Below are 24,303 nucleotides of genomic sequence, written 5' to 3' on the forward strand. Positions count from 1 at the left end.
ATTATGCCTAAGTCCTATTTAATTTGTCCGCCAGTATCGATATTTAAAGAATATGATATACGTAACCTGATTGGTGAATCTTTGAATGAAAATACCTATTACACCTTAGGGGTTGCTATTGGTAATGAGTTACAGGAGATTTATAAATTACATACCCTGTTGCTTTGCCGTGACGGCAGAGGCAGCAGTGCTGCTTTTAGTGCGGCTCTTGCGAAAGGTTTATTGATAAGTGGTATCAATATTATTGATCTTAGCTCATTACCTACGCCATTAATGCATTATGCAATGTTCTATTTACAATGTGCATCTGGGTTAATAGTTACTGCGAGCCACAATCCCATTGAATATAATGGACTCAAAATAATTTTAGGCGGTCAAAACTATCATGGAGAGCGCCTTCAGGGTTTGTACAACCGCATTCTTGATAAGAAGCTTGAACCGTTCGCGCACAGCAGTGGTAAATTAATAAAATATCCGGAAAGACAGATAATTAACCATTATATTGACGCCATTAAAGCCAATGTAGGTCCTATAAAGAAATTACGTGTTGTAGTTGACTGCGGCAATGCAGTTGCGGGATACGTTGCTCCACAATTATTAGCCAGTTTAGGATGTGATGTTATTCCATTATCTTGCGATGTATTACCAACTTTTGTTAATCACAATCCAGATCCGTCAATCGAAGAAAATCTGGTTGATTTGCAACAGATGGTTTTGGAACAACATGCTGATTGTGGTGTTGCATTTGATGGCGACGGGGATCGTTTGGGCGTAGTAGACAGCCATGGCAACATCATACCTTCAGACTATCTTCTTTTAGCCTTTGCAGACGCTTCTCTTAAGAAAAACGCAAATCAAGCATTTGTATTTGACGTAAAATGCACCCAATGTTTGTCCGAATGCATCACCCAAAACAATGGAATGGCGATAATGACTAAAACAGGAATGGCCCATATTATGGAAGGTATGCAGAAACATCAAGCTGTTATAGGTGGAGAATTCTGTGGTCATTTCTATTTTAGTGATCGTTGGTTAGCCTACGATGACGGTATTTATGCTGCCGTTCGTACTTTAGAACTGTTGAGCACACAATCTCTTGATAGTCACGATTTCTTTGAACAATATCCTAAGTTATTAAGTACAAATGAAATAAAAATTGATATTGCGGATGAGTTGAAAGAGGAGTTTATGCACCAATTACTAGCCCAAGCGCCTCAATATTTACACGGAGAACTTTTACATATAGACGGTTTAAGGGCTAATCTTGATGACGCCTGGGGTTTAATTCGCCCATCAAATACCAGCCCTTATCTAACGCTCCGCTTCGAAGCAAAAACTTCTGAGGGAATGGAGGACGTAAAACAGCGCTTTGCAAAGTTAATTACCCAAGTTAATCCTTTATTAAAATTACCTTTTTAGTGGATATATATGGAGAAGCAGATTATTGCCGCTTTTGATTTTGATGGAACCTTGACACAAGGGTTTTCAAGTCGGCTATTATTTTTAAAACACCTGGTCGGCATGCCAAAAATGTTACAAGGCATCGTCTATTCTGTGCTTCAGGCACAGGTTAAGCAAAACAGCGTGACTTGGCACAAAGAGTTAGACCGGTTTGTTCTTAATGAAAAGGATATGGATTTCCTAAATGAAGAGGCTTTAATTTTCTTCAATCAGGTTTTGATTAAGAAATTACGTACAGAGGCATTACATCGCTTAGACTTTCATCAACGACAAGGACATACTTGTATCCTTGTGAGCGGGGCTTGGGACATTTATCTTAAACATTTTGCAAATCAATTTCAGTTCGATCAGTTGATTTGCACAGAGTTGGAATTTAATCCTCAGAATAAATGCACTGGTCGCATGAAAAAAGAGTACTGTCTTGGAAAATATAAGCTGGAAGAATTCAAGGAAAGATACAGTACCCGGGATAATTATATTTTGTATGCATATGGAGACAGCCCCAGCGACTTAGCATTGCTTAATTATGCAGACTATGCTTTTTATAAATGTTTCCAATAAAGAAACAATGATGAAGCAACAAGATATTACCAGAATGTTAAGGATGGTCCATCAAACAGATCCTCGTCATTATGATACTGCCTTTTTGGAAATTCTACGAATATATTGATCTCCATACTATTATTCTTACTTTTGGGGGGTGCTCAGTAGCCCCTTCAGCATTCTTTTGCAGACTTATTTTCATATGACTCAAAACGGTTTAAGGTCTGCGTTTTTCAGGGTTATCACCTTACTTCTGTGTGGCATGGGTATATTTTTGACAAAAAAAATAAAATCGGAAGAAGTTTAAGAAGCTCCAGCAACAATTGGGATGGTGGAGCTTTTATGGGCATTTCTCTAACATCATTCAATGAAACTAATCTCGAAAATTCTCATACTGTAAGGGCAATTTGATATCTGATTTCTTCAAAAGCGCGATTGTTTCTTGCAACTCATCTCGCTTTTTCCCTGTAACCCGAATCTTGTCTCCCTGAATAGATGCTTGAACCTTAATTTTGGAATCTTTTATACATTTCACAATCTCCTTAGCTGTTGGCTGGTCAATTCCTTGCTTAAAGGTCATATTTAAAGAATAAAATTTTCCACTGTGTACGGGCTCATCTTCTATATCTACTCCCGAAGCATCAAGATTTCGTTTACTGCAATGATTACGGAATAAATCCTCTAATTGTCTGACTTGAAAGTCTGATTCGGTTCGTAATGTTACCGTCATTTCTTTAAGTTCTATACTTGACTCTACTCCCCGAAAATCAAAGCGAGTACCCATCTCACGCAAAGCATTATCAACAGCGTTACGTAATTCAACCATGTTTGTTTCAGAGACAATATCAAAAGAAGGCATAAGTTACTCGTTCAAATTAAAAAATATAATTTAACAAAAAACCGAATGCTGCACCACATTTTCTAATTGTCAATTCTTATTGTTGCATATTCACTTAAAGAGTGTTATCAAATTAATTGGCTCAAAAATATTCTATTTAGTTACCAACCGTACAATAACCATCTGGTTATTCTAATCTCAAGGAGTGAGAAGTATGGCAAAGGAAAAAAAGGAGTATTACACGTCATATCAACCCCAACCACATCATTCTCGTTTTTGGGTCCATTCGGAGTCTTGTTATACTGAGGAAGAATTGGCGCAAAGAGAATGGATTCTAAAAGCACGTGCCAACTCAGGGATTCACCCAGATTATTTAGCCAACCCTAGTTCCTGGTTTGCTGATGATTCCCAAGCTTTAATCAACGTTTACGAGCGCTCTTGGTTTTACTCTAATGCATTTAAGACGCGCCATGCATTAACTCGAGATGATTTTCATGTCCAACCCATTGATAGTCAACGTCTGCAATGGTCTTCCTTATATCAATTAATGCAAAAAACTGGTGATTATTTATTGTTAAGAAACCAGGACTTACGCCTAGATCATTTAAATCAACCAATGAATTTCTTCTTATTGGATCTGAATCATATACTGAAAGGAATAAGTCAAAATCCAAATATCAAGCAAACAAGCGAACAATTAGAATTAGTGACTCGTTACGTACGTACTATTGAGAAAAATATCTCTCCTTTTGTGGGTTCAGATCGCTTATTTTTAGCTAATTTCCGCAGCACGATTGATGATGAAATTCATCCGCAGTTAGCCCACAGGATTGAATCGCAACTATTGAGAGATCGCCTTGGCGACTTATCAAAAACGATTGAACAATTATCCACCGAGCGCAACAGGATATTGCACTTTGCTCTGAATGCAAATCAGGTTAATCCCCATCCTTATACATTCGCAATCGATAAACCTGCTGATTTAAAATCGTACCCTACTCAAGCGGTAAAAGAATGCGGGAAAAGTTCAACTGAGATCGTAGATGGTCCTATTTCTACATTACAGTTAACAGCGGACCAACTTAAAAACTGTCCGGATTTTCAATTAGTCAATATGCAAGATAATGTGTTAGATAATTATGCTCAAGCCATAACTGATTTAAATGAACTCGATCAGTTTCAAAAAGTTATTACTCATACGATGGATCTATTAGGGCAAGCAGGCGAGGTATATACCGTTCTTCAATTTAAAGAACAACTATCTTTATTATTGAAACAAATTGACTACTTCATTGATGAATCTTCAATTCATATTAATGAAATTATACACGCCAATACAAATGCGTATCATAAAGCGATTCAAGAGGAACAAAATTTATCTTTAATTAAAAAATGGTTAACCTCTGAGCAATCAAAATTAAATACTTTCATTGCAAATCAGGATACATTGGCACAATTTCCGTCCACAACAGTCGATCTTTCAAAAACGAATCAAGTACTCAAACAACAAGTCAATTACGTTATTGCTCATTTAAATGGACCTAAATTGAAGGATACTGATTTCGCAACCCTAGCTGGACAGGCTCAAGAATTAAATGCCTTAATGGATTCGATGCATCGCTGGGTCTCATTTCAATACTCCATCAAAGGTCTGGAGCCCCCCAAAGAACCAGAAAAATTACAGTTATTACCACAGTCTAGCTCGCAGCAAAAAAACCATCACCAACCGAAACTAAGCCCCTCATTTTTTGACTCGAACAAAAAACAAGCTATAGACTATTGCTCTCCTAACTTGAGTTACGAACCCCCAATATGCCGAATCACCCCAGAACAACCACCGGCTATAGCAGCCTGTACCGATCAGGATATGTCTGTATGTAGAGTACAAAATGACTCGTCACGAACAGATCTTTCAGGGATGTATATTGGGCTCATTATTTTTGTTCCCCTTGGAATGATTGCACTCTATTTACTGTATCTATCTCTTAATAAATCAGAACCTAAGGTGAAAATTCTAGGAAGCCAAGAAGAGTATGAAAAAATGAAAACTGAATTGGATGATTTTATTATCGAAATCAAAAAAAACGTCGACTTAAACGACTCCCAAATACAGTTCAAACTAGAAGATTTCATTGAAACATACAATAAGTTAAACAACCAAGCACAAAAAGGAATGTATGATGTAGAAGAATTAACAGAACTTTTTGAAGAAATGAGGGACTTTTATATTGAGTACACCTCTGAATCGGAATCACTCACATCATGTATGTATTAATCTAATACTTAATTGAGTCGTTCCAATGAGCAACATACAAATAAACCCGGGGGATGCGTTACTCCCCCAGGCTTATATCATTTCATCAACCGAAATAAACTTTGAACAATAAGAATAGACCGATGAGTAATGAAATTACATCAATCGTAATAAATAGTTCCGACTTATTTATCAATTTATTCCAAATTTTATATACAGTATCTGGACAATAGAGCCTAAATAAGCCGCTAATTAGTATTAGCCAAGCAAAAACTGTCACAATGACAGGCCACCCCATTACCCATACGTTATGACTAAGTACCATTAATAATCCAATAATTAATGTTATTACGCCAACAAATAACATGACAGCTCGTTGCCCCATCAGCTCCTTCATTGCAGCAACTACAATTTCACGTCGTACAAGCAAAAGCAGGCTCACAATTACCAGATACCAACCTAGTAATGCTGCTAAAAAATTGGTACCCATAACAATCTCCTAATATATAACCCCTCTACTTAAATTATAGTTCAATATGCACCTTTATAATGTGGTGAATTAGGTAAAAATAGCTAAACTTATATATATAAGTTTGGATCTAGGATTCTTAAAATGAGCAAGCTATTTACTGCACATGTTTACTGTAAAGAAGCAAGGATTGCGACCCAAACAGGAGAAAATCTCGATAAGCTTTATACTTGGATGTTAATTCAAGTTAATGGACACTTTGATGATATTCGCGGTGAAATTATTGATAATGACACTAACAAAACCGTCAGGACATTTCGCAAAGCACCCATAGAATAAGAGCAAGCTGAGCCTACTTTGGGTTATCTCATTATCCATCCATGATGAATCATACATACACCCAAAGAATATGTTGAAGATAAAGAAGCACTTACAATGAACCACTTTATTTTTAAAGTCACATTAAGGACAATTATGTAGTGGGTATTGTTTGGCTCTTTGTTGTTGAACTATTGCTGATAAAATCTTTAAAGGTAAAATAATACAGTGCTGTATCAGGGGGTTCAGATTAACTAGAGAGCTCGATAGCTCGATTTAGGGAGACAGCGATGGGACATGGTCATTTACCACAATCACTTCAAAATTTCTTAGATTTGACCAATACAAAACCAGCAGTCTTCATTCCTGAGGAAGTACGTGCTCTTGCTGAAAAGACAGCTGAAGCTTTTGCCCTACCCAAGGTATTTGTTCCTCTAATCAGCAATTCATTGCTGCAACTTACGGATCATGAGATACCGATACGAATTTATCATCCCGCTCCACAAAAAAAATTACCCTTAATTATTTATTTTCATGGAGGTGGGCATTTATCTGGAAGCCTCGATACCCATGATGCACTTTGTCGGCGAATTACTGTGACAAGCCAAGTCGTCATCGTTTCTGTTGGCTATCGTTTAGCGCCAGAATTCCCCTATCCAGCGGGGCTGATGGATTGTATCGCTGTTTTTGAGCACAGAGATGAATTACTCAAAGAGTTTCAGGTAGATACTCAACATGTTTTTTTAGCAGGTGACAGTGCAGGAGGAAATTTAGCACTTTCTGTCTGCCATCAAATGAAAGAACAGGGTGATCAAGCGATTAAAGGATTAGTATTAATTTATCCGTCTATAGATTTCTCCATGAACTATGAATCGTATCAACGCAATGGGGAAGGTTTTTTACTCACCCGCGACAAAATTAAATGGTATTTTGACAATTACTTCAAAAATGGCGGAGATAGAATTCAAGCATCCCCCATGTATTTTAAACATTTGGAATTACTACCGCCCTGCTATATTGCAGCTGCTGAATACGATCCTCTATTTGATGAAGCAATCACTTTTGCAAAAAAATTAAATGCCCTGGGAGTTTCGGTTGAATTAGAAGAATTTAAGGGAATGATCCATGTTTTTGCGCAACTTGAAATATTTGTACCTGATCAGGTCTTTCGATTAATTGAATCCATAGAACATTTTATCAAGTTATACCCAAGGTAACCTGGGGAACGCTCTGCGCCACCCCAGTTATCGCTATGTGTTAATTAAAAAGTATCAAAGCCTTGATATTCCTGCCAAATAACTTCTTCATAAGTACATTCATCTACAACAGCAAGTTGGGGGCCCTTTTTTAACCATGAATAAAATAGTTTTAACTTGTCAGCCTTACCGCAAGCAAAAACTTCTACGCGTCCGTCATCCAGATTTCGCGCCCATCCTGTAATTTCCAATTTCATCGCTTCTCTTTGTGCTGAGGCGCGATACCATACTCCTTGTACTTTTCCCGATATATAACATCTCATACATGCTTGATTTGCCATAATAGTTCTTACTTGGTTTTTGGAGAAATAAAGTTTATCTTATTTTAATGTCTTTTTACATTTCACTAACTTGATAGCAGAAATGCAAAAAACTCTAATAAAAAGGAGATAACTATGGCTATATGGTTTAGAGAAATTACTCTAGAAGATCTCAATCGATTTGGAAAAAATACGATGTCTGAATTTCTTGGTATCCAATTTATTGAAATAGGTGATGATTTTTTAAAAGCAACCATGCCAGTGAATGCGCGCACCAGACAGCCTATAGGTATTCTTCATGGAGGGGCTAATGTCGCCTTATCAGAAACCATAGCAAGTACTGCGGCAAACGGAGTTATTGATGTGAATCAATTTTTTTGTGTTGGCTTGGAAATTAATGCCAATCATATTCGCTCTGTTAAAGAAGGGATTGTCACAGCACTTACCGCTCCGCTTCATCTAGGACGCTCTACTCAAGTTTGGGAAGTTAAAATTTTTAATGAAGAAGGAAAGCTAACCTGCATTTCGAGAATGACTGCCTCAGTAATAAATCGGCCTAATCAATAAAACAGTCTCCAATTCTTTTCCTCTGTTTCTTTGGGCATTAATGATACAATAAACAGCAATTTAGCTAACTCCTTGTTGTTATGAAACCCAATCAAACTCTTAAAAATAGAGGTGCTCTAAGCAATTCAGATGGCCGATTTGAACCACAAACCCGTGAACATTTTGCTGATGGCTGGGATATAGAGGAAGATATCCTTCCTCCTTTACAAACATTTTTATTGCCCGAACACTCCAAATCACTCATTAGTCATAATGACTCCCCAGATATTGGTTTTGAACAATCAATTAATCCTTATCGAGGCTGCGAGCATGGATGTATTTATTGTTATGCCAGGCCCAGTCATTCTTATGTTAACTTGTCTTCAGGAATCGATTTTGAAACCAAAATCTTCTATAAAGTAGATGCTGCAAAACTTTTGGAAAAAGAAATTAATAAAAAAAGTTACAGATGCAAACCCATTGTCTTAGGGGCAAATACAGATCCCTATCAACCTGCAGAAGCAAAGCTTGCCATTACACGTAGTCTTTTAAACGTATTAGCTCATCATCGTCATCCTGTTATCATTATAACGAAAAATGCGCTTATAGAACGCGATTTGGATATATTGTCCGCTATGGCCGAACAAAATTTAGTTCGCGTTGCTGTAAGTATAACCTCGCTTTCAAAAGATCTGAAACGGATTATGGAGCCAAGAACGACAGCTCCTTCAGGCAGAATCAGAATAATAAAACACTTAACTGAAAACGGTATACCATCTCGTGTCATGATTGCCCCTATCATTCCTATGATCAATGACATGGAACTGGAAAAAATCATGCACGCTGCGGCAGAGGCTGGTGCTAGGCATGCCAGTTATGTGTTAATTAGACTGCCTCACGAAGTAAAAGAATTATTTAAAGAATGGCTTAGCAAACACTTTCCGCAAAGAGCCGAGCATGTGATGAGCCTCATTCGCCAAATGCGCGGCGGGAAAGAATACGATTCACGATTTGGGGTTCGAATGCGTGGTGAGGGAGAATATGCCAATCTCTTAAAAACTCGATTCCATCTTGCTTGTAAAAAATTTAGGTTAAATATTGAACCTGCTCCTGATTTAGAAATAAGTACGTTTCGTAAAAAAGAAGATTTATCATGCCAACAATTAAGCTTATGGGATGGCGAATGGTAGCATTTGAACGCTTTATAACTATGTAGAAAACCAACAAATATATTTGATTAAAATTTATGCAAATCACAAAATAAATTCTATACTTAAGCTGAGTGAAAAAAAGTAAAACCCAAGGAGGATGTAATGAATACCAGTTCCTGTGTTTCAAAAATATTACGTACAAGTATTATAGTAGGTTCATTATTCTTCGCCGTAGGTTATACGTCTATTGCCAGCGCAGCTCAAGGTTGCGGACATGGATATCATCGAAATATGTATGGTATGTGCGTATACAATAGCCCCGGCCCTAATGCAAGACCAGCCCCATATCATCCAGGATGTTGGCGAAATGTTTGGGGACAATTACGTTGCTACTAAAATGGCTAAACAAGGCCTTACCTTGACCCCAAGGTAAGGCCTGAATTTATAATTTATTTTATTTCTTTTTATTAGAATGAGATTCTAATTTGGTTTTTTCATGGGTAGGTTTCATCTTATCAGGATGAGCAGAGTGCTGTTGATCATGGCGACGTGCATCTTGTGACTCATTTTTAAATTTATTATGTTTTGACATTTATACTCTCCTTGAGATTAAAATTCCTTCCAAATTTAAACTTAGTTCGACATCCTTGAAAAAGCAAATGAGCCTTTTTAAAGAAGTTGTATCCCTTATACTCGCTGTTAAGAATTCACATATTTATAAATTCAGTAGTTGTAAATCAAAAAGTACGCTAAAGTAATTTCAATTAAACTTATTGAAAAATGGATTTTTTCATGACACCGGAAGTAAATGAAGCCTTAAGGAAAATAAGACAACAAAAACCTTTTATATTAAACATTACCAATTATTTCCCTATGGGTTATGTAGCAAGTGGGATACGTAGTATTGGTGGCTTCCCATTAATGTGTAGTGCAGAAGAAGAAGTTGAAGAATTACTGGGAATTTCTAAAGCCGTAGTTATTAATCTAGGAAAATTAGATAACCCATTTGTTAAATTAAGTAATCATATATGTAAGATAGCAAACCAAAAGAATATTCCTATTATTTTGGATCCTGTAGGAGCCGGTGCAACTCGATACCGAACAGATGTTGCAACCAATATGATAAAAAAACATCAAATTTCAATTGTCCGCGGCTATCCTAATGAAATTGCAAGTTTAGTAACTAATGAACTCGTAATCCAAGACAACAACTCTCTACTCAAAGAGAAAACAATACTAGATAACGCAAAGTCATTATCAAAAAAATATAAACTATCTGTGGTTGTCAGTGGGAAAAGACATCTCGTTGTCAACGCGGATCAAATCGATCAATTTAATTTTGATTCAGAGCTGGTACAAAAAGTGGCTGGGATAAGTAATTTACTTTCAGCAATTATCAGTGTTTTCAATTCGGTAATAGAAGATCCATTTTTAGCCGCTAAAAATGCAGTACATTTCTATGCTGAATGCGTTGGGCCTACTTCAAGCAGTGCCCCAGGCCCGGCTTCATTGATTATCGGAATCATTGATAAAATCTATATGAATACAATAAAAGCACAATTATTTACTTAGTGGCGTATCAGGATTTGGAGCGACAACCCTAACCCGGAGATTTGCTCGCTTAAAAAGTTATTTAGTAAATGCCATAAAAGCAAATATTCCTTTATCGACAAGAACTTGAAAATTACTCCAAGATTGCTCACGAGCAATTTGGGCAAAAGTATCAATGTACTCGGGGTAATCATCAGCGCGTGGATGCTCCATCCGTGCCATAATCTCATCACTGGTGATTTCAGGGTTGCTTTCACCGATACGTGATTTCAATGCCTCCAACCATTCATCCCTTGTCTGATCCTGTTTGAGAACCCCATCAACCATTAACAAAAAACCATTAGGATTTAGTTTTTGTTTGCATGTAGCAATGAAATGGTTTTTATCGTGGAGGGACAAATGATGGACGGCATAACTTGTAAAAATCACATCCACTGGGTCTGATAAACGAGGAAGCGCGACCGTCATATTATCCGCAATAAACTCTTTTTTACACTTAAGTAAGGCAAGAGTTTTCTCTGCCATTTTTAAAACATCTGGTGCTGCGTCGATACCTATGTATTTTTCTATTGAAGTAGCTGCAAGTACAGAAACAACCGTACTGCTGTCACCACACCCAACATCCACAAAAGAAAAAGGGCGATTTCCTATATGAATCGAGAGAAATTTTTGTAATGCCTGCACCATTTCACGATGATATAAGGTATTATTTTTAATGGTGCTTTGATAACGTTGCCAATTCTCATTAAAGTATTCACTCGCAGTAGTCATAGCATATACCTATAAATTATGGGATAGAGAAATAATAGCAACGCTTATCATTTCGGTACACTAGAAATTTAAGGATAAATATGATTCAGATTGAACAAAAACAAACTAAGTGGTAAAATTCGACTCATTTGGTAGATATATGGCCCACATATGAATTATTTTTTTTCACTATTTCTCACTTTATTTTTCTCTGCGAGTTGTCTCGCTGGTATTAAAACCGAAGTAAGTTTACGAGATAAGATTGGTCAAATGCTTCTTGTAGGTTTTGATGGTAAACAAATTAACAATCAATCTCCAATAGTAAAAACAATTGAAGAACATAATATTGGCGGCGTCATTTTATTTGACTACAACTTCCGTACACAAACGTTTGACAAAAACATTGAAACCCCAGAACAAGTAAAAAAACTGAATCATGAACTCCAATATTTTGCGGAACAAGGTAATTTAAAACATCATCGACAGCAATTACCTCTATTAATTTCTGTAGATTATGAAGGTGGACAAGTCAATCGTTTAGGAAAGCAATATGGATTTCCATCGACTTTATCTGCAGCCGAAGTCGGTAAAAGAAGTGTTAAAGAAGCAGAAACTACTGCTGCACCCATGGCTCATACTCTAAAAATGGCGGAGTTTAACTTAGACTTTGCCCCAGAATTGGATGTAAATGTTAACCCTGATAATCCAGTTATTGGAAAAAAAGATCGAAGTTTTTCTAGTGATCCCAAACAAGTCACACGCTATGCAAATATTTACAGCCATCATTTCTTAAATCAAAAAATTCAATGTGCTTATAAACACTTTCCTGGACATGGCAGCTCTGTTAATGACTCACATCAAGGTTTTGTGGATGTTACCGATACTTGGCGAACTTATGAATTAGAACCCTTTAAACGCTTACTGAGTTCATCTGAGGCGTGTGGTGTCGTTATGACCGCACATATCGTGAACCGTCAATTAGATCCATCGGGATTGCCAGCAACGCTATCCCATAAAATATTAACAGATATTCTCCGTAATCAGCTCCATTTCCGCGGGGTTATTATCACTGATGACATGCAAATGAAGGCAATTAGCGATAATTATGGGCTGGAGCAAGCTTTAGTATTAGCTATCAATGCGGGTGCGGATATGCTGATGTTTGGTAATAATTTAACAGTTCCCTCACAAGATCCAGTTCAAGTCATTAATATCATTGAAGCCAAAGTTCAATCTGGAGAAATCAGCCAAGAACGAATAAATGAAGCCTATCAGCATATAGTAACGTTAAAAAAATCATTAAACTAAAAGGTCTATTGCAATGTAAATCAAGGCGCAGTGAAGTGAAATTTAGACCAGGGACTGCTAAATTTCACCCCCGCGCAATTTAACTCTCTAACCAGCTCGTTTAAATTGAATAGCAACATCGACATCCATACCAGGGGAAACAGTAAGTTTTCCTTTCGCGCTTCCTGAATTTTTTGAAAAAACACCGCTCAAGTTACCGTATTCTGTTTTAATGGTCACCGTTCCATTAACACAAATTCCACGCAGTTTCGTTGAATGATGTTGCGGACATATAAGACTTCCTGAACGCTTGTCTGCATTAACTTCAATAACAAAATGACCTGTACTATCTAAAGCTCCTACTGTTCCTGCTCCGTTATAGTTGCACTCCCCTATCAACCAATTAGAAGCCTTACCTGATCCAGCCCAATTTCCAGGAATATCTTCACAGTTACTTGAACCAGAATAAAAAGTAAAATCAGCATAGGATATGCTTGCGAAGGTCAGGGCAACAGCTGTAAATCCAATGAGCAGTTTTTGTTTCATTTATCATCCTTAAAGAAATAAAGCCATACAAACACAACTTGTTTGCGACTGGTTGAATTCGAAATGTATTATTACTTTATAAGATTATGAGTGCAATCAAAAAATCAGAACCAGGAAATAAACTCCAGGAGCAACTTGAGCTATTCACGCTCAAGCAATAATGCTCCTGTTTCCCCGACGCATTTTATGTCTTTGCGTTAGAAAATTGGATACGTGGCGATGAACATTCGTACACATACAAATATCGCGGCTTAGTCAATTTGTGAATTACGGGAATGATCTTATTATGAGATATTGTTGCCACAGATCGACATTGATTAAAAAATTGTTCTGGGCATTGTTTTGTATCTTTAAAATCAAAATAGTATATTTTAGCAATTTCTCCTTTGGAAATTGCCTCTAAAAATGCTTTATCCCAGTATTGATATTGATTGATGTCATTGCAAGGAATTGCATGAACAGACTCATTGGGCATAAAAAAATTCAACGCTGAAGCATTCGTATAATATCCGGCTACTATAGGCTGTCCTTTCTTTATGAGCTCGGGCTCATTAATTGCTTTTTGTAGTACCGTATAAAATTTCCCTTTTTTCATATAGGTTGCGATTGGCCATGAATTAACAACGATCACCACGAGGCTAAAGACTAAAAAAACTGGGTAGCAGATTTTAAAAAGACGGTGGTAATTATATTGTGTAATCAAATACCCTGTTGCTAAGGCAATGTTCATTCCTAGAGGTGTTAAGTAAATCGCACGGGCACTTCCACCCAACAGTGTTGATATAAACCAAAATAATAACCCTACAAATAATACTGCATAAGTCAGTTCCAAAACTGGGTTATTGGACGTAGTTTGATTTTTCCGATACTTATACCATCCAAATACAGTCAACAAGAGAAAGACTGAAAAATTGATGACTAATGTACTTATAAGCCTTAAGAGACTATGGGATATCGTAGTATGATTTTGAGTTTGACTGTGGAAATTTAATAAATAAGTAATTGAGATCCAATCATGCTGGATATTCCAATAGATAACAGGAGCGATCATTAAAATAATTATTAGGCAGGCTAAATAAAAATGTACATTTTTAAAAAGTTCCCGCTGCTTGGAAAAAATAACATACAAAAAAAGTCCCATCACACTGACAACAGCAGTATACTTAGATAAAACCATGGCTCCAATAAACAAAGCACATAGATACACATCAAGAATACGTTTGTATGAAATGTAACGCGCAAAAGAATAAAATGACAGAATAGTAAATAAATTCAATGGCGCATCGTATAGCACACGAACAAAAACACTTTCTGTGGTAGTAGGCAAAACAACCCATATTAGCGCACTAATTAATCCTGTCTGCTGATTGTGTAAGAGCGAACCGGTTTTGTATATATAATAAGCTCCTACAACCAAGCATAAAAAACCAATAATATTAATTGAAAAAAAGGTATCACCAAAAATTGCCCTAGAAATATGGAAGAAATAAGCGATCATGGGTGGCCCATCAAAATACGACCAAGCTAATTGTTTTCCCCAGGCGTAATAATAGAAACTGGTTACTGTTGGAATAATGAAAAACGTTGCAAGAAACAACAAACCAATATAAATAACTAGAAAAGGTTTTGTTACTTTTTCATTCCACATAAATCACCACGTTCCTTTATTTTAAATGATTGAGGTCCCATCAGGACATTATGAAAAATTGAATTTTATAATAACATAATAAACATTTAATGTGCATTATTCAGTGGATTCTCGGAGAGGAGTAGAGTAATTATCTTCTTATCATCTCCCCTCATCCGCCCTATGGGCACCTTCTCCCCAAGGGGAGAAGGGAAAGCTTTGTTTTCTTCACCTCGAATCCCTTCTCACATGATTGGGAGAGAGTTAGGGTGAAGGGAATTATCCACATCACCTACCCTTCTCCGCAGAGTTAGGTAAAATCTCTACAACATGCGCCAACCATTTTTTATTATCAGCTCTAATAATGGTATTGGTGCGTCCATAAATAAAATCATTTAAATTGCAATGAATCATTGATGCTAATGCACTGTCACATCTGACCTTATAATAAGCTCTATCTTGTGTAAGTATTTGCAGATGATACTTGACTAGCAATTTACCAAAAGGAGTATTCGTATGTAGTATTTCTTCTATCATACCTTTTGGCAGCTCATTAAAGTTCATCGTGATAAACGCTAATTCAACGACAATCACTTCTTTTTTTGTTTGTGCTAAATCAGGCTGATTTCTCTCTTTATTGCTATCAATAAACATTACAATGGCACGTTGATAAGTATTTTTAGCTGGCTCCTGAGCTGCAAAAATTGTTTTTATAATGGCACTGCGTGCATAATATTTTTCTATGCTTTTAGTCATTAAGGGTTGAGTCAATAACTCATTGTAGGGACTTGGCAATTGCGAAGAATCCACTTTTGTACCTATTTTATTGATTTCTGCAAGTTGATTTACCTTCAGTTGAATTTCTTTCGATTCAGGAGCTCCATTGACCGCAATGGCTTTAAAGAAAAGAACCATGCCCAGGAAAGGAAAGAATAGAAAAAGTTTCATTATTATCTTTATTAAAAATCTCATTTATACTCAGCCTGATATGTTGTAGTCTCAAATTGACTTAGTCACTGCACATTGCCTAATTTAAATCCAACTTCGTCCCTACTCTCAAGATTGGAGAAAACAGATAAACTTGGAGTACTATAGACAATTTCTGTATAAGAAAAACCAGTTACTTCCTGCTGATTATAACTTCCTGATACCTCGCAATATCCTTCCCAATAACCATGTTTTTCCTGCTCGGGAAAAGCGGCAACATTAGTAAATGACAGTCCAATACTGGGTATATTAATCCTGTATGTAGTGGGATAAAGAATTGATAATGCGGGATCAAGCCAATAATTTTCACGCACCACCTCCATATCTTGATAAGAAATAAATCGCTTTTCGCCAGAAGGAAGAATTACATTTGCTAACCCGCCAATAACATTGTTACCGTCAAAATTAAAAATAAGGAAGATATTGGCATCAATTCCATTATTCAGGCGCACTCCAAACCACTCCCAACCATTTGAATCAAGGTTGAAGTCCCCCCATTGATGATCCATCCAAGCATCACCAGGAGTTAGGTTTACTTGGTACGTCTTATCATTGAGTTTAAGCGTTCCTGTGGTTTTAAAATGGGGTATGGAATAATAATATGAATTGGTGTTATCAGCCATTGGCATCAGTCCGTTTTCATTGATTAAGAAAAACGATGCTTTTGGCTCCAGAATTAAATTGAATTTTAATTCCGTGTTATTTTGGCGTCCTTCGGCTTTTAACAAGTAAACCTCTTTCCCTTGTTGACCCTTTTTCTGTAAGCTGTAGTCATTTTTTACAAGAATGTTTAATTTTTCAGTATTAAATTTACCGTCATTAAGAAAATAGTCTTTAGCGACTCCATAGCCTATTTTATTGTCCAAATCAGCAAGTTGCATATGAAGCATGGGTTGGGTATAGACATGTCCTTTTACATTGATGGCGGCATTAAACAAAGCCACATCAAAGCTTAAATGTCTCCCCTCGTCAGTAACCAGTTTGCCATTGAAGTACCACCATTCAATCATCTTTGCAAATGAGTAAGGTATGTTTTGATGGTGTGCGGCCTCGTCCCTGGGAAAATCTAAAGGGAAATAAGGTAAATTGGCGTGAGCCATTGAAGTAAAGAGTCCTATTAACATCCATTTCATACGCATTATTAGTTCCTTTTAAATTGCAGAGGCGCATTTTAGGTGCGATGATATAAGATGTTGAAGTAAATTATCAATCCTGGATATTCATTTTATGTTAAATCATATTAGATGAGTAACTCCGCAGCCTTTAGCTGCGGAATCCGAGCTTACATTGAAAAGTAACTGTAACCGAACTCGTCGCTCTTTTCTTCCTCTTCGCTCTTTTCTTCTTCTTTCTTACTTGTATCTACGTTAACTTTTATTGGTCCTTCTTCCGGCTTTTGCTCGGTTTGTGGGCCAACATTTTCTTTCAGATCATTTTTTTCATTTAAACCTAGAGCCTCCAATATTGTTGCGAGTGCCATCATACGCATTAATTCAGGACTTGCATGGAGTGTCATAAACACTAAAGTGTTATCACTGAAATCTATAAGATGTAAATGTCCGTGGGGACAGACAAAAACTTCAGGACCACGTGGAGTAAAACCAAAGAGTGTATTTGTATTTCTTCGTTGCGCGTTATTTTTTGAGGCTTGTTCTTCTTCAGTAGGCTCCGTAGTTGGTTGCGAACTCTCTTCAGAAGTGTATTCATACCCTTCATCTTCGCTTGATTCGTAATTTTCCTCATCGCTCTCTTCAAAACTACTAGTCTCCTCAAAACTGCTTGCTTCTAGACTGTTTTCTTCAAAACTGCTTGCATCAAAGCTACTGTCCTGTGAGCTGTTTAAACTTTTTGCTTCTTCAGTTCTTTTTTCAACTTTGGGTGAGGCTGATGGTGTGTGAGGCATGTGACTGCTCCTTTAAAATTAATAATGAAATCCGATAATAAAAATACCTCTGAAAAGACCACGCATGGTAACGGTCATATCTTTTCATGGAAAAGTTTACAGTTAATTTACAAATTTTGGTAGAGCAAATGTACAAATTTAATTTATGCTTTGTATTAATTATTTTAGAAAAAAAACCTTAAAAACAAGACCAAGCAATTGATTTTAAATTAAATTTTTAATAATAAAATGCAGTTAAATTTTGACTAAACTAGCAATACTAGCTTACATTGATATGGAATTACGAACATCTAAGCCAAATATAAAAAAATGCCAGCTGGCATTAGTTTTACAATACCTATACTCACGCATTTTACACCTTAGAACATAAATTTATTTGAATCATCTCAATATGGATATATATTTAAAAAATGCCTAAATAGAAATAATGTAATGAGACCCTTCATGAATGCATACCAACAGTTAGAACAGCATTTTAAAAAGTATTATGATTTTGAAAATCTAGCAGCAATTGTTTCCTGGGATGAAGCATCAATGATGCCGCCTGGTGGAGGTAAAGCCCGAGCAGAGGCTTTAGCTACGTTAAGTGCTGTTCAACATGATTGGTTAACTAATAAAAAAGTTGGTGACTTGATTAAGCACGCAAAGGAGATTGACGGTTTATCATTATGGCAGCAAAAAAATCTTTATTGGATGGAAAAAGAGTATCTTCAGGCAACCTGTATTCCTGTAAATTTAGTCGAAGAATTTACTAATGAATCTTTAATTTGCGGCCAAGCGTGGCGGGAATTACGAGCAAAAAATGATTGGAAATCATTTAAACCGTACCTGGAAAAACTATTTCAAAAAGTAAAAACCATTGCTGAGATTAAATCACAAACGTTCAGTAAACCTATGCTGGATGTTTTAATTGACGAGTACTCCCCAGATTTAGATTGCAACACAATTACCTCAATTTTTAATTCATTAAAACAAGAATTGCCCAGGATTATTCCCAGTATCATTGAAAAACAAAAGACCAGACAAATCCAAAATTTTACAGGCAATTTCCCAATAGAAAAACAAAAGCAACTTGGTATGGAAATAATGACTCGTCTAGGATTTGATTTTAATCACGGACGACTTGATGTAAGCCATCATCCGTTCTGTGGGGGTATTTCCAGTGATGTTCGCATTACGACACGTTATAACGACCATGAGTTTTTATCATCCTTAATGGCAATTACCCATGAAACTGGCCATGCGCTTTATGAACAAGGTCTATCAAAAGAATGGAGCACACAACCGGTCGGCCATTCCTTAGGAATGGCTGTGCACGAAAGCCAATCCTTGTTTATAGAAATGCAAATTTGCAGAAGTCTCGAATACCTCCGTTTTCTTGAGCCCATAGCACAGAACTATTTTAAAGACGTAGAACATATCACTGCAGAAAATCTTTTTTATCATTACACTAAAGTACAACCAGGGTTAATCCGTGTTGATGCAGATGAAGTCACCTATCCTTTACATGTGATACTTCGTTATGAAATAGAACAACAATTGTTTTCTTCCGAGATTACTATTGCTGATTTGCCCGAGGTATGGGATTCCTCCATGCAAAAATATCTAGGTTTATCTACAAAAGGCGATGATAAAAATGGTGTGATGCAAGATGTTCATTGGCCATCTGGAATTTTTGGATACTTCCCCGCTTATACCTTTGGGGCATTAATTGCAGCTCAATTGTTTTCAGCCGTAAATAAATCCATTCCTGATCTTAAAGAGCAATTACAAGGCGGTAATTTCAAATCATTGGTGTCTTGGCTGAGGGAAAATATACATCAGAAAGGAAGGTTATTAACCTATCCAGAACTAATGCGTCAAGCAACAGGTGAAACATTAAATCCTGATTATTATTTTACACATATTAAAGAACGATATTTATAATATCCTAACTGGATTAAGAATTATGAATAAACGCAAAATGCAAAATAGTGCCGTCATTGCTGCAGCTTTAAGTGCTTCCCTTGTAGCGTTATATACAAATACTGATTGGCTGTCTGAAAAAAACCAAAAGGAAGAATTTGAGCGATGTTATGGCGTGGTACGTGTTAATAAAAATGATTGTGCCACTTCGAAACACTCTTGTGCCGCTCAAGCAACAAAAGACGGGGATCCCGAGGAATTCATCATGCTACCTAAAGGATTATGTGATCGCATCTTAGGAGAAAAGAGTGCTTAGCTATACTCAATTACCGCAACGTATCAGGGATGATATGAAAGCCCAGCAATATCGAAGCGAATTGCTGGTTGGAGGCGTCCAATTAGGGGTTATATTTTTATTCATGGTCATAGACTATTTAACACCTGTAGGTTATACCCCTAATGCATCAGTACATTCTACCACCTTGGGTTTATCATTATTTACTATTTTGATATTAACGCGATTATGGTTTGCTTATACAGATCAATTAACCCCTAAGGTACTTGGATTATTTGTAATCACTGAAATGTTCTTACTGCTGTTTGTTATTTGGACTTACTATCTACAATATGAAACCTCAGCAACAATTAATTTAAAAAATACCCACATCAATTATGTTTATATTTTGATTGCTCTTCGTGCGCTGCGTTTTGAACCAGAATGGGTATTACTTTCAGGCTTTACTGCAGTTATAGGTTGGACTGTTATTGTTTGGCAAACATTATCCAGCACAGGCATGAGCGTTATTACCTGGGACTATGTAACTTATGCCTCCACCCGAAGTGTGTATTTAGGTGCAATATTTGATGTACTTTTGTCTATTTCGTTAGTCACAGTGATTTTGGCATTAGTTTTGCGACGCGCCCAAAAGACACTTTTCCAGGCAGTAGCACAAACCAGTGCGGCTAAGGATCTTGCTCGCTTTTTTGACTTAAGTGTAGCTGAAAAAATCATTAACTCTGACTCAATATTACAAGCAGGTTATGGAGAAACACGCCATGCTGCAATTTTATTTACCGACATGCGCGGCTTTACCAAAGCATCGAAAACCCTTTCGCCAAGTGATTTGATCCAATTACTGGGAGAGTATCAACGTTTACTCGTGCCCATTATTCAAAAACATAATGGCACGATTGATAAGTTTATGGGAGATGGCATCATGGCAAGTTTTGGTGCTGTCACTCCTTCAAATACTTATGCAGCAGATGCTTTAAGAGCGGTAGATGAAATTCTTGCCATGCTGGCAGTATGGAATGAAACACGTAGAGCAAATGGAAATTTTGTCCTTGATGTAGGCATGGGATTGGCAGTAGGTGAGCTCGTTTTTGGGGTTATTGGTAATGCAGACCGGCTTGAATATACGGTGATCGGTGAAACTGCAAATTTAGCCGCTAAATTAGAAAAACACAATAAAGCAGAACACTCAAAAGCATTAACTACTGCGTCTACACTAGCTGAAGCGCTAAAACAAAACTATAAAAGTAAAACACAAAAAATAGAACGTAAATCCAGAAATGTTGCAGGAGTTGATGACCCTATGGATTTAGTCGTTTTAGCTAAGTAACCATCCCTACTTAGCCAAGATACTACCAAGCTCTCTAAGAGAGAGATATTTCAACTCAAGCATTTCCACAATAAATGATTTTTTAACATAAATTGTAAGCCAGCAACCAAATCAAAATCAGGGTTTATTTTGCATATATATTCATAGGATTGCATTAAATGGGTCCGATTTTGGAGGCATACGAGCCAATGAAACAGATCTTTGGAAATCCAATGAGTCACCACCTGACAGTTTTGGCGAGCAATTACTGCATAGGAAGGTATGTGTTGTAAATCTATAACCTTGTTATCATCTGAATGCTCAATGAACTCAATAATTTCTTTTAATGAATAAAGTGATGAAAATAAGTACACTGATGGATTAAAAACCAAACGCACCTCTCCCGAGTGCTCCAACTTTTTTTGTAATTTCACTGGATTAAGAATTTTGAACTCTAAGGCACGATAACTTTTATGTTTCAACCATTCTAATTGGGCTATATCTTTCAAATAAACAAGATGTTGAATTGAATTGATTTCTTGTAAAAATCCAGGGAAATTTGTCCCCCAATCATCAAGACAATTGGTAGTAGGCAAATTCATTTCTTTTTGACAAAACATAGAAGCGATTTGATTGGCACATTCCTTCCCTATCAGCTTCCAAATTGAGGGATAAGTGATTTCTAGTGCACGGCATAAATTCTGCATAATATTGTTTCGATAGATGCTGAACCTAAATTCCGGGTTTATTTGATTTTGGCAGATGTGTTTCATCAGTTCATTATTGTTTTGATGAAACACTGCATGAGTAAAATCATTCTGTATTTGCTTTATTGTTAATATATTTGACTGATTTTCTTGCTTCATTCAGTAAAACCTCCAAATCAGGTAGATCTGCATCCCACTCCATCAACGTTGGAACAGGGCCAATGCGATCTACAGCATATCGATATAATTCCCATACTTCCTCACATACAGGTCCATCATGGGTATCTAAAAGCAAACTATTTTTTTCATCAAACATATGAGATGAATGTCCAGCCAAGTGAATTTCTTGTACTTTTTCATAAGGAATTGATTGGATGTATTGATAAGGATCCCAACCATGATTAAAACAAGAAACATAAATATTATTTACATCCAGTAAAATTTGAGCTCCAGTGCGTTTAACTAACTCCGCTAAAAACTCCCCCTCTGAGTAGCTTGATGTTCGATACTCCAAATAAGAAGATGGGTTTTCAATAAGCAATACTCTTTGTAAATAATTTTGAGCTTCATCAATATGATTCGCAATCATCACTAAACTTTCTTCATTATAGGGAATAGGTAACAAATCAGGTAAATAGGCACGTTCGGTATTGCTCCAAGATAAATGATCTGAAAGTAGAACTGGCTCAAAACGCTTAACCAATGTTTTAATTCGTTTTAAATGATTTTTGCATAGTCCCTGAACAGAGCCTAAAGATAATCCTACACCATGAAAACTTATAGGATAAATCTCACCTATAGCAGATAAAATATCTAATAATGGGCCTCCATCGCTCATAAAGTGCTCCGTATGCACTTCCAGCCAATCAATTTTAGGCTTTTGCAAAACAATTTGTGCATAATGAGGAGGTCTTAAACCAATACCTATCCTATCACCACTGATCAACATAGTTATTTAAAATCGCGTTTTTAATTAATTGAAACGTAATATTCATCCTCCCTCGCTTTCGCGAGAGAGAAAAAGAATCTTAAATCGAATAATTCTTGGAACCATTCACCAGTTTTATAAATTGCTGCAACTCACATGTGCTTCCACCACAGGCTGGAATTGAAACAGGAGTACCATTATAGGTGATTTTTACCAAATAATAATTGGCATCATGTTCATAGAGTGAGAAATTTAGATTGGAAGCATACGGCGGTGCGATTTGCAAAGGAGATCCTAAAAAGCTCAATGCACTCGCAATAGTCGTATCATGTGCTGATAATAAAACGTATTTAAGCTTGGATTTTTTCAGGCTACCGCTATTGAGATAATTGGCGATATTGGTCATTAGTTTGGAACTGTAGACAGCTGCCACTTCTTGAGGTTTTTCTTGTGCCATAAAAGCCCAGTTACTGACATTAATGATTGTTTCGATATCTTGATTACTCAATCCAATGGGCATCGGTGCGTTATGTATTTGATGAATGTATAAAGCATCGCCTAATAACTCAAGATTAGCCAAGTTTTTAATTTGAATCCCTGTCAAAGCACTCCAAAGAGGGTATTTATCCTTGAGCTCATTATTTTTTTGTTGCCATTCTGTCGTAGAGTACACATATTGTTCCATTAATTTGGCTCGTTCTGCGGAACTTATCTGCTGAATAATCACCTCATCATATTTAGATGGGGCACTAAAAACAGGAATGGGCTGGAAAGCGTAAGGCAACGCTGGAAGAGAAGATTCTGTCGTATTGGGACCTGTCCCAGGCGGATACAATCCCATTAATAACGATTGAGCGCTCATTAGGGTGCGTTCATAATCAGTGGAGCGCACATACATTGTTCCATGCTCGTAGTACTCAGGCAATAAATGGGTTTGCTCAATATATTTTTTACGGAACTGCATGCCCATTTTATATTCTTGTTGCATGCCTTCTGCAGTTAGCTGACCTGGGCCTTCTTGCCATTGGTAATTTACAGCTGCAAGCGGAACAATAGGTGTCCTATCACCATGCCGAATAATATCAACAGCAAAAATCAGGGTATCATCTGCAAATAATAGAGTTGGCAGACTCAGTAATAATGCAACGCTTAAACGAAATTTGTAGCCCATTTCTCATACTCCTTATTAAGAATATACTCATAGTCAAATGGAGGTTGTATAACGCTTCTTCATCGGTTTTAGATTTGCACTATGATGAGTATGCACGCAAAAATCAAGATTTTATTTTCGAGACTCTATTTATAAATCAGCTGTTTCAGTTCTTTAAATGCTTTTTTTGAATTTTTAAAAAACTACAATAAAAACAATAGCTAGTAGTTCTATTTACCCTGGCAAAATTCTTACATCGATGTAA

General features: G+C 36.7%; 26 protein-coding genes. 13 read left to right on the forward strand and 13 right to left on the reverse strand.

Annotation, left to right across the window (positions count from 1 at the left end):
* Nucleotides 1-3 precede the first annotated feature (3 nt).
* Both ACWTEW_RS18940 and ACWTEW_RS18945 read left to right on the forward strand, forming a co-directional pair.
* Nucleotides 4-1,419, forward strand: coding sequence for a phosphomannomutase/phosphoglucomutase (locus ACWTEW_RS18940; protein ID WP_454783208.1), 1,416 nt, complete (start codon nt 4-6; stop codon nt 1,417-1,419).
* A 9-nt stretch (nt 1,420-1,428) separates the two neighbouring features.
* On the forward strand, nt 1,429-2,022 hold the full coding sequence (locus tag ACWTEW_RS18945; protein WP_454783209.1) for an HAD-IB family hydrolase: 594 nt from the start codon (nt 1,429-1,431) through the stop codon (nt 2,020-2,022).
* Between the two features lie 355 nt (nt 2,023-2,377).
* On the opposite strand, the gene ACWTEW_RS18950 is transcribed toward ACWTEW_RS18945, so the two are convergent.
* Complete coding sequence (locus ACWTEW_RS18950; RefSeq protein WP_454783210.1) at nt 2,378-2,863, reverse strand: YajQ family cyclic di-GMP-binding protein; 486 nt, start codon at nt 2,861-2,863, stop codon at nt 2,378-2,380.
* A gap of 193 nt (nt 2,864-3,056) precedes the next feature.
* Here ACWTEW_RS18950 and ACWTEW_RS18955 point away from each other — a divergent pair, with 193 nt between their 5' ends.
* On the forward strand, nt 3,057-5,117 hold the full coding sequence (locus tag ACWTEW_RS18955; protein ID WP_454783211.1) for a hypothetical protein: 2,061 nt from the start codon (nt 3,057-3,059) through the stop codon (nt 5,115-5,117).
* A gap of 85 nt (nt 5,118-5,202) precedes the next feature.
* Here ACWTEW_RS18955 and ACWTEW_RS18960 read toward each other — a convergent pair whose 3' ends face one another.
* On the reverse strand, nt 5,203-5,586 hold the full coding sequence (locus tag ACWTEW_RS18960; RefSeq protein ID WP_454783212.1) for a hypothetical protein: 384 nt from the start codon (nt 5,584-5,586) through the stop codon (nt 5,203-5,205).
* Nucleotides 5,587-5,709: 123 nt separating this feature from the next.
* Here ACWTEW_RS18960 and ACWTEW_RS18965 point away from each other — a divergent pair, with 123 nt between their 5' ends.
* Both ACWTEW_RS18965 and ACWTEW_RS18970 read left to right on the forward strand, forming a co-directional pair.
* Complete coding sequence (locus ACWTEW_RS18965) at nt 5,710-5,904, forward strand: hypothetical protein (protein WP_454783213.1); 195 nt, start codon at nt 5,710-5,712, stop codon at nt 5,902-5,904.
* Between the two features lie 269 nt (nt 5,905-6,173).
* On the forward strand, nt 6,174-7,100 hold the full coding sequence (locus ACWTEW_RS18970; RefSeq protein ID WP_454783214.1) for an alpha/beta hydrolase: 927 nt from the start codon (nt 6,174-6,176) through the stop codon (nt 7,098-7,100).
* 44 nt (nt 7,101-7,144) lie between these two features.
* On the opposite strand, the gene ACWTEW_RS18975 is transcribed toward ACWTEW_RS18970, so the two are convergent.
* On the reverse strand, nt 7,145-7,420 hold the full coding sequence (locus tag ACWTEW_RS18975) for an acylphosphatase (RefSeq protein WP_454783215.1): 276 nt from the start codon (nt 7,418-7,420) through the stop codon (nt 7,145-7,147).
* Nucleotides 7,421-7,534: 114 nt separating this feature from the next.
* On the opposite strand from ACWTEW_RS18975, the gene ACWTEW_RS18980 reads away from it, so the two are divergent.
* From ACWTEW_RS18980 to ACWTEW_RS18990, 3 genes are all read left to right on the forward strand, one after another.
* The gene (locus ACWTEW_RS18980) at nt 7,535-7,966 is read left to right on the forward strand and encodes a hotdog fold thioesterase (RefSeq protein ID WP_454783216.1); all 432 of its coding nucleotides are present in this window, start codon (nt 7,535-7,537) and stop codon (nt 7,964-7,966) included.
* 80 nt (nt 7,967-8,046) lie between these two features.
* Nucleotides 8,047-9,135, forward strand: coding sequence for a PA0069 family radical SAM protein (locus ACWTEW_RS18985; RefSeq protein ID WP_454783217.1), 1,089 nt, complete (start codon nt 8,047-8,049; stop codon nt 9,133-9,135).
* Nucleotides 9,136-9,258: 123 nt separating this feature from the next.
* Complete coding sequence (locus ACWTEW_RS18990; RefSeq protein ID WP_454783218.1) at nt 9,259-9,492, forward strand: GCG_CRPN prefix-to-repeats domain-containing protein; 234 nt, start codon at nt 9,259-9,261, stop codon at nt 9,490-9,492.
* A gap of 58 nt (nt 9,493-9,550) precedes the next feature.
* Here the strand turns inward: ACWTEW_RS18990 and ACWTEW_RS18995 are convergent, their stop codons facing one another.
* Entirely contained in the window at nt 9,551-9,688 is a 138-nt protein-coding gene (locus ACWTEW_RS18995; RefSeq protein ID WP_454783219.1) for a hypothetical protein, read from the reverse strand.
* Nucleotides 9,689-9,888: 200 nt separating this feature from the next.
* Here ACWTEW_RS18995 and thiM point away from each other — a divergent pair, with 200 nt between their 5' ends.
* Nucleotides 9,889-10,668 (forward strand): hydroxyethylthiazole kinase, encoded by a 780-nt coding sequence (gene thiM, locus ACWTEW_RS19000; protein ID WP_454783220.1) that lies wholly within the window; start codon nt 9,889-9,891, stop codon nt 10,666-10,668.
* 57 nt (nt 10,669-10,725) lie between these two features.
* Here the strand turns inward: thiM and ACWTEW_RS19005 are convergent, their stop codons facing one another.
* Nucleotides 10,726-11,418, reverse strand: coding sequence for a class I SAM-dependent methyltransferase (locus ACWTEW_RS19005; protein WP_454783221.1), 693 nt, complete (start codon nt 11,416-11,418; stop codon nt 10,726-10,728).
* Between the two features lie 150 nt (nt 11,419-11,568).
* Between ACWTEW_RS19005 and ACWTEW_RS19010 the strand changes: the two genes are divergently transcribed.
* Nucleotides 11,569-12,705 (forward strand): glycoside hydrolase family 3 protein, encoded by a 1,137-nt coding sequence (locus tag ACWTEW_RS19010; RefSeq protein ID WP_454783222.1) that lies wholly within the window; start codon nt 11,569-11,571, stop codon nt 12,703-12,705.
* An 87-nt stretch (nt 12,706-12,792) separates the two neighbouring features.
* Here ACWTEW_RS19010 and ACWTEW_RS19015 read toward each other — a convergent pair whose 3' ends face one another.
* The 5 genes from ACWTEW_RS19015 to ACWTEW_RS19035 all read right to left on the reverse strand — a co-directional run bounded on the left by ACWTEW_RS19015 (nt 12,793) and on the right by ACWTEW_RS19035 (nt 17,747).
* Nucleotides 12,793-13,230 (reverse strand): hypothetical protein, encoded by a 438-nt coding sequence (locus ACWTEW_RS19015; RefSeq protein ID WP_454783223.1) that lies wholly within the window; start codon nt 13,228-13,230, stop codon nt 12,793-12,795.
* A 184-nt stretch (nt 13,231-13,414) separates the two neighbouring features.
* Complete coding sequence (locus tag ACWTEW_RS19020; protein ID WP_454783224.1) at nt 13,415-14,878, reverse strand: ArnT family glycosyltransferase; 1,464 nt, start codon at nt 14,876-14,878, stop codon at nt 13,415-13,417.
* A 267-nt stretch (nt 14,879-15,145) separates the two neighbouring features.
* Nucleotides 15,146-15,829, reverse strand: a complete 684-nt coding sequence (locus ACWTEW_RS19025; RefSeq protein WP_454783225.1) for a hypothetical protein — start codon at nt 15,827-15,829, stop codon at nt 15,146-15,148.
* A gap of 41 nt (nt 15,830-15,870) precedes the next feature.
* Complete coding sequence (locus ACWTEW_RS19030; protein WP_454783226.1) at nt 15,871-16,983, reverse strand: lipocalin-like domain-containing protein; 1,113 nt, start codon at nt 16,981-16,983, stop codon at nt 15,871-15,873.
* Between the two features lie 143 nt (nt 16,984-17,126).
* Nucleotides 17,127-17,747, reverse strand: a complete 621-nt coding sequence (locus ACWTEW_RS19035; RefSeq protein ID WP_454783227.1) for a hypothetical protein — start codon at nt 17,745-17,747, stop codon at nt 17,127-17,129.
* Nucleotides 17,748-18,191: 444 nt separating this feature from the next.
* On the opposite strand from ACWTEW_RS19035, the gene ACWTEW_RS19040 reads away from it, so the two are divergent.
* From ACWTEW_RS19040 to ACWTEW_RS19050, 3 genes are read left to right on the forward strand one after another with little or no spacing between them, the layout of a single operon-like run.
* Nucleotides 18,192-19,673 carry a carboxypeptidase M32 gene (locus ACWTEW_RS19040; protein ID WP_454783228.1) on the forward strand — a complete coding sequence of 494 codons (1,482 nt, stop codon included), beginning with the start codon at nt 18,192-18,194 and terminating at the stop codon, nt 19,671-19,673.
* Between the two features lie 22 nt (nt 19,674-19,695).
* A complete protein-coding gene (locus ACWTEW_RS19045; protein WP_454783229.1) occupies nt 19,696-19,968 on the forward strand; it encodes a BufA1 family periplasmic bufferin-type metallophore in 273 nt (90 codons plus the stop codon).
* Entirely contained in the window at nt 19,961-21,274 is a 1,314-nt protein-coding gene (locus ACWTEW_RS19050; RefSeq protein WP_454783230.1) for an adenylate/guanylate cyclase domain-containing protein, read from the forward strand. Before ACWTEW_RS19045 ends, ACWTEW_RS19050 begins: the two co-directional genes overlap by 8 nt.
* A 50-nt stretch (nt 21,275-21,324) precedes the next feature.
* On the opposite strand, the gene ACWTEW_RS19055 is transcribed toward ACWTEW_RS19050, so the two are convergent.
* The 3 genes from ACWTEW_RS19055 to ACWTEW_RS19065 all read right to left on the reverse strand — a co-directional run bounded on the left by ACWTEW_RS19055 (nt 21,325) and on the right by ACWTEW_RS19065 (nt 24,059).
* Nucleotides 21,325-22,119 (reverse strand): HvfC/BufC N-terminal domain-containing protein, encoded by a 795-nt coding sequence (locus tag ACWTEW_RS19055; RefSeq protein WP_454783231.1) that lies wholly within the window; start codon nt 22,117-22,119, stop codon nt 21,325-21,327.
* On the reverse strand, nt 22,067-22,909 hold the full coding sequence (bufB, locus tag ACWTEW_RS19060) for an MNIO family bufferin maturase (protein ID WP_454783232.1): 843 nt from the start codon (nt 22,907-22,909) through the stop codon (nt 22,067-22,069). The genes ACWTEW_RS19055 and bufB overlap by 53 nt, the downstream gene beginning before the upstream one ends.
* A gap of 79 nt (nt 22,910-22,988) precedes the next feature.
* Complete coding sequence (locus tag ACWTEW_RS19065; protein WP_454783233.1) at nt 22,989-24,059, reverse strand: histidine phosphatase family protein; 1,071 nt, start codon at nt 24,057-24,059, stop codon at nt 22,989-22,991.
* Nucleotides 24,060-24,303: the final 244 nt, after the last annotated feature.

Source organism: Legionella stuttgartensis (assembly GCF_977063405.2).

Excerpts from the sequence above, each read along its gene's own strand:
- ACWTEW_RS18940 (WP_454783208.1), top strand. The coding sequence starts at position 4 with ATGCCTAAGTCCTATTTAATTTGTCCGCCAGTATCGATATTTAAAGAA.
- ACWTEW_RS18945 (WP_454783209.1), top strand. The coding sequence starts at position 1,429 with ATGGAGAAGCAGATTATTGCCGCTTTTGATTTTGATGGAACCTTGACA.
- ACWTEW_RS18950 (WP_454783210.1), bottom strand. The coding sequence starts at position 2,863 with ATGCCTTCTTTTGATATTGTCTCTGAAACAAACATGGTTGAATTACGT.
- ACWTEW_RS18955 (WP_454783211.1), top strand. The coding sequence starts at position 3,057 with ATGGCAAAGGAAAAAAAGGAGTATTACACGTCATATCAACCCCAACCA.
- ACWTEW_RS18960 (WP_454783212.1), bottom strand. The coding sequence starts at position 5,586 with ATGGGTACCAATTTTTTAGCAGCATTACTAGGTTGGTATCTGGTAATT.
- ACWTEW_RS18965 (WP_454783213.1), top strand. The coding sequence starts at position 5,710 with ATGAGCAAGCTATTTACTGCACATGTTTACTGTAAAGAAGCAAGGATT.
- ACWTEW_RS18970 (WP_454783214.1), top strand. The coding sequence starts at position 6,174 with ATGGGACATGGTCATTTACCACAATCACTTCAAAATTTCTTAGATTTG.
- ACWTEW_RS18975 (WP_454783215.1), bottom strand. The coding sequence starts at position 7,420 with ATGGCAAATCAAGCATGTATGAGATGTTATATATCGGGAAAAGTACAA.
- ACWTEW_RS18980 (WP_454783216.1), top strand. The coding sequence starts at position 7,535 with ATGGCTATATGGTTTAGAGAAATTACTCTAGAAGATCTCAATCGATTT.
- ACWTEW_RS18985 (WP_454783217.1), top strand. The coding sequence starts at position 8,047 with ATGAAACCCAATCAAACTCTTAAAAATAGAGGTGCTCTAAGCAATTCA.
- ACWTEW_RS18990 (WP_454783218.1), top strand. The coding sequence starts at position 9,259 with ATGAATACCAGTTCCTGTGTTTCAAAAATATTACGTACAAGTATTATA.
- ACWTEW_RS18995 (WP_454783219.1), bottom strand. The coding sequence starts at position 9,688 with ATGTCAAAACATAATAAATTTAAAAATGAGTCACAAGATGCACGTCGC.
- thiM (WP_454783220.1), top strand. The coding sequence starts at position 9,889 with ATGACACCGGAAGTAAATGAAGCCTTAAGGAAAATAAGACAACAAAAA.
- ACWTEW_RS19005 (WP_454783221.1), bottom strand. The coding sequence starts at position 11,418 with ATGACTACTGCGAGTGAATACTTTAATGAGAATTGGCAACGTTATCAA.
- ACWTEW_RS19010 (WP_454783222.1), top strand. The coding sequence starts at position 11,569 with ATGAATTATTTTTTTTCACTATTTCTCACTTTATTTTTCTCTGCGAGT.
- ACWTEW_RS19015 (WP_454783223.1), bottom strand. The coding sequence starts at position 13,230 with ATGAAACAAAAACTGCTCATTGGATTTACAGCTGTTGCCCTGACCTTC.
- ACWTEW_RS19020 (WP_454783224.1), bottom strand. The coding sequence starts at position 14,878 with ATGTGGAATGAAAAAGTAACAAAACCTTTTCTAGTTATTTATATTGGT.
- ACWTEW_RS19025 (WP_454783225.1), bottom strand. The coding sequence starts at position 15,829 with ATGAGATTTTTAATAAAGATAATAATGAAACTTTTTCTATTCTTTCCT.
- ACWTEW_RS19030 (WP_454783226.1), bottom strand. The coding sequence starts at position 16,983 with ATGCGTATGAAATGGATGTTAATAGGACTCTTTACTTCAATGGCTCAC.
- ACWTEW_RS19035 (WP_454783227.1), bottom strand. The coding sequence starts at position 17,747 with ATGCCTCACACACCATCAGCCTCACCCAAAGTTGAAAAAAGAACTGAA.
- ACWTEW_RS19040 (WP_454783228.1), top strand. The coding sequence starts at position 18,192 with ATGAATGCATACCAACAGTTAGAACAGCATTTTAAAAAGTATTATGAT.
- ACWTEW_RS19045 (WP_454783229.1), top strand. The coding sequence starts at position 19,696 with ATGAATAAACGCAAAATGCAAAATAGTGCCGTCATTGCTGCAGCTTTA.
- ACWTEW_RS19055 (WP_454783231.1), bottom strand. The coding sequence starts at position 22,119 with ATGAAGCAAGAAAATCAGTCAAATATATTAACAATAAAGCAAATACAG.
- bufB (WP_454783232.1), bottom strand. The coding sequence starts at position 22,909 with ATGTTGATCAGTGGTGATAGGATAGGTATTGGTTTAAGACCTCCTCAT.
- ACWTEW_RS19065 (WP_454783233.1), bottom strand. The coding sequence starts at position 24,059 with ATGGGCTACAAATTTCGTTTAAGCGTTGCATTATTACTGAGTCTGCCA.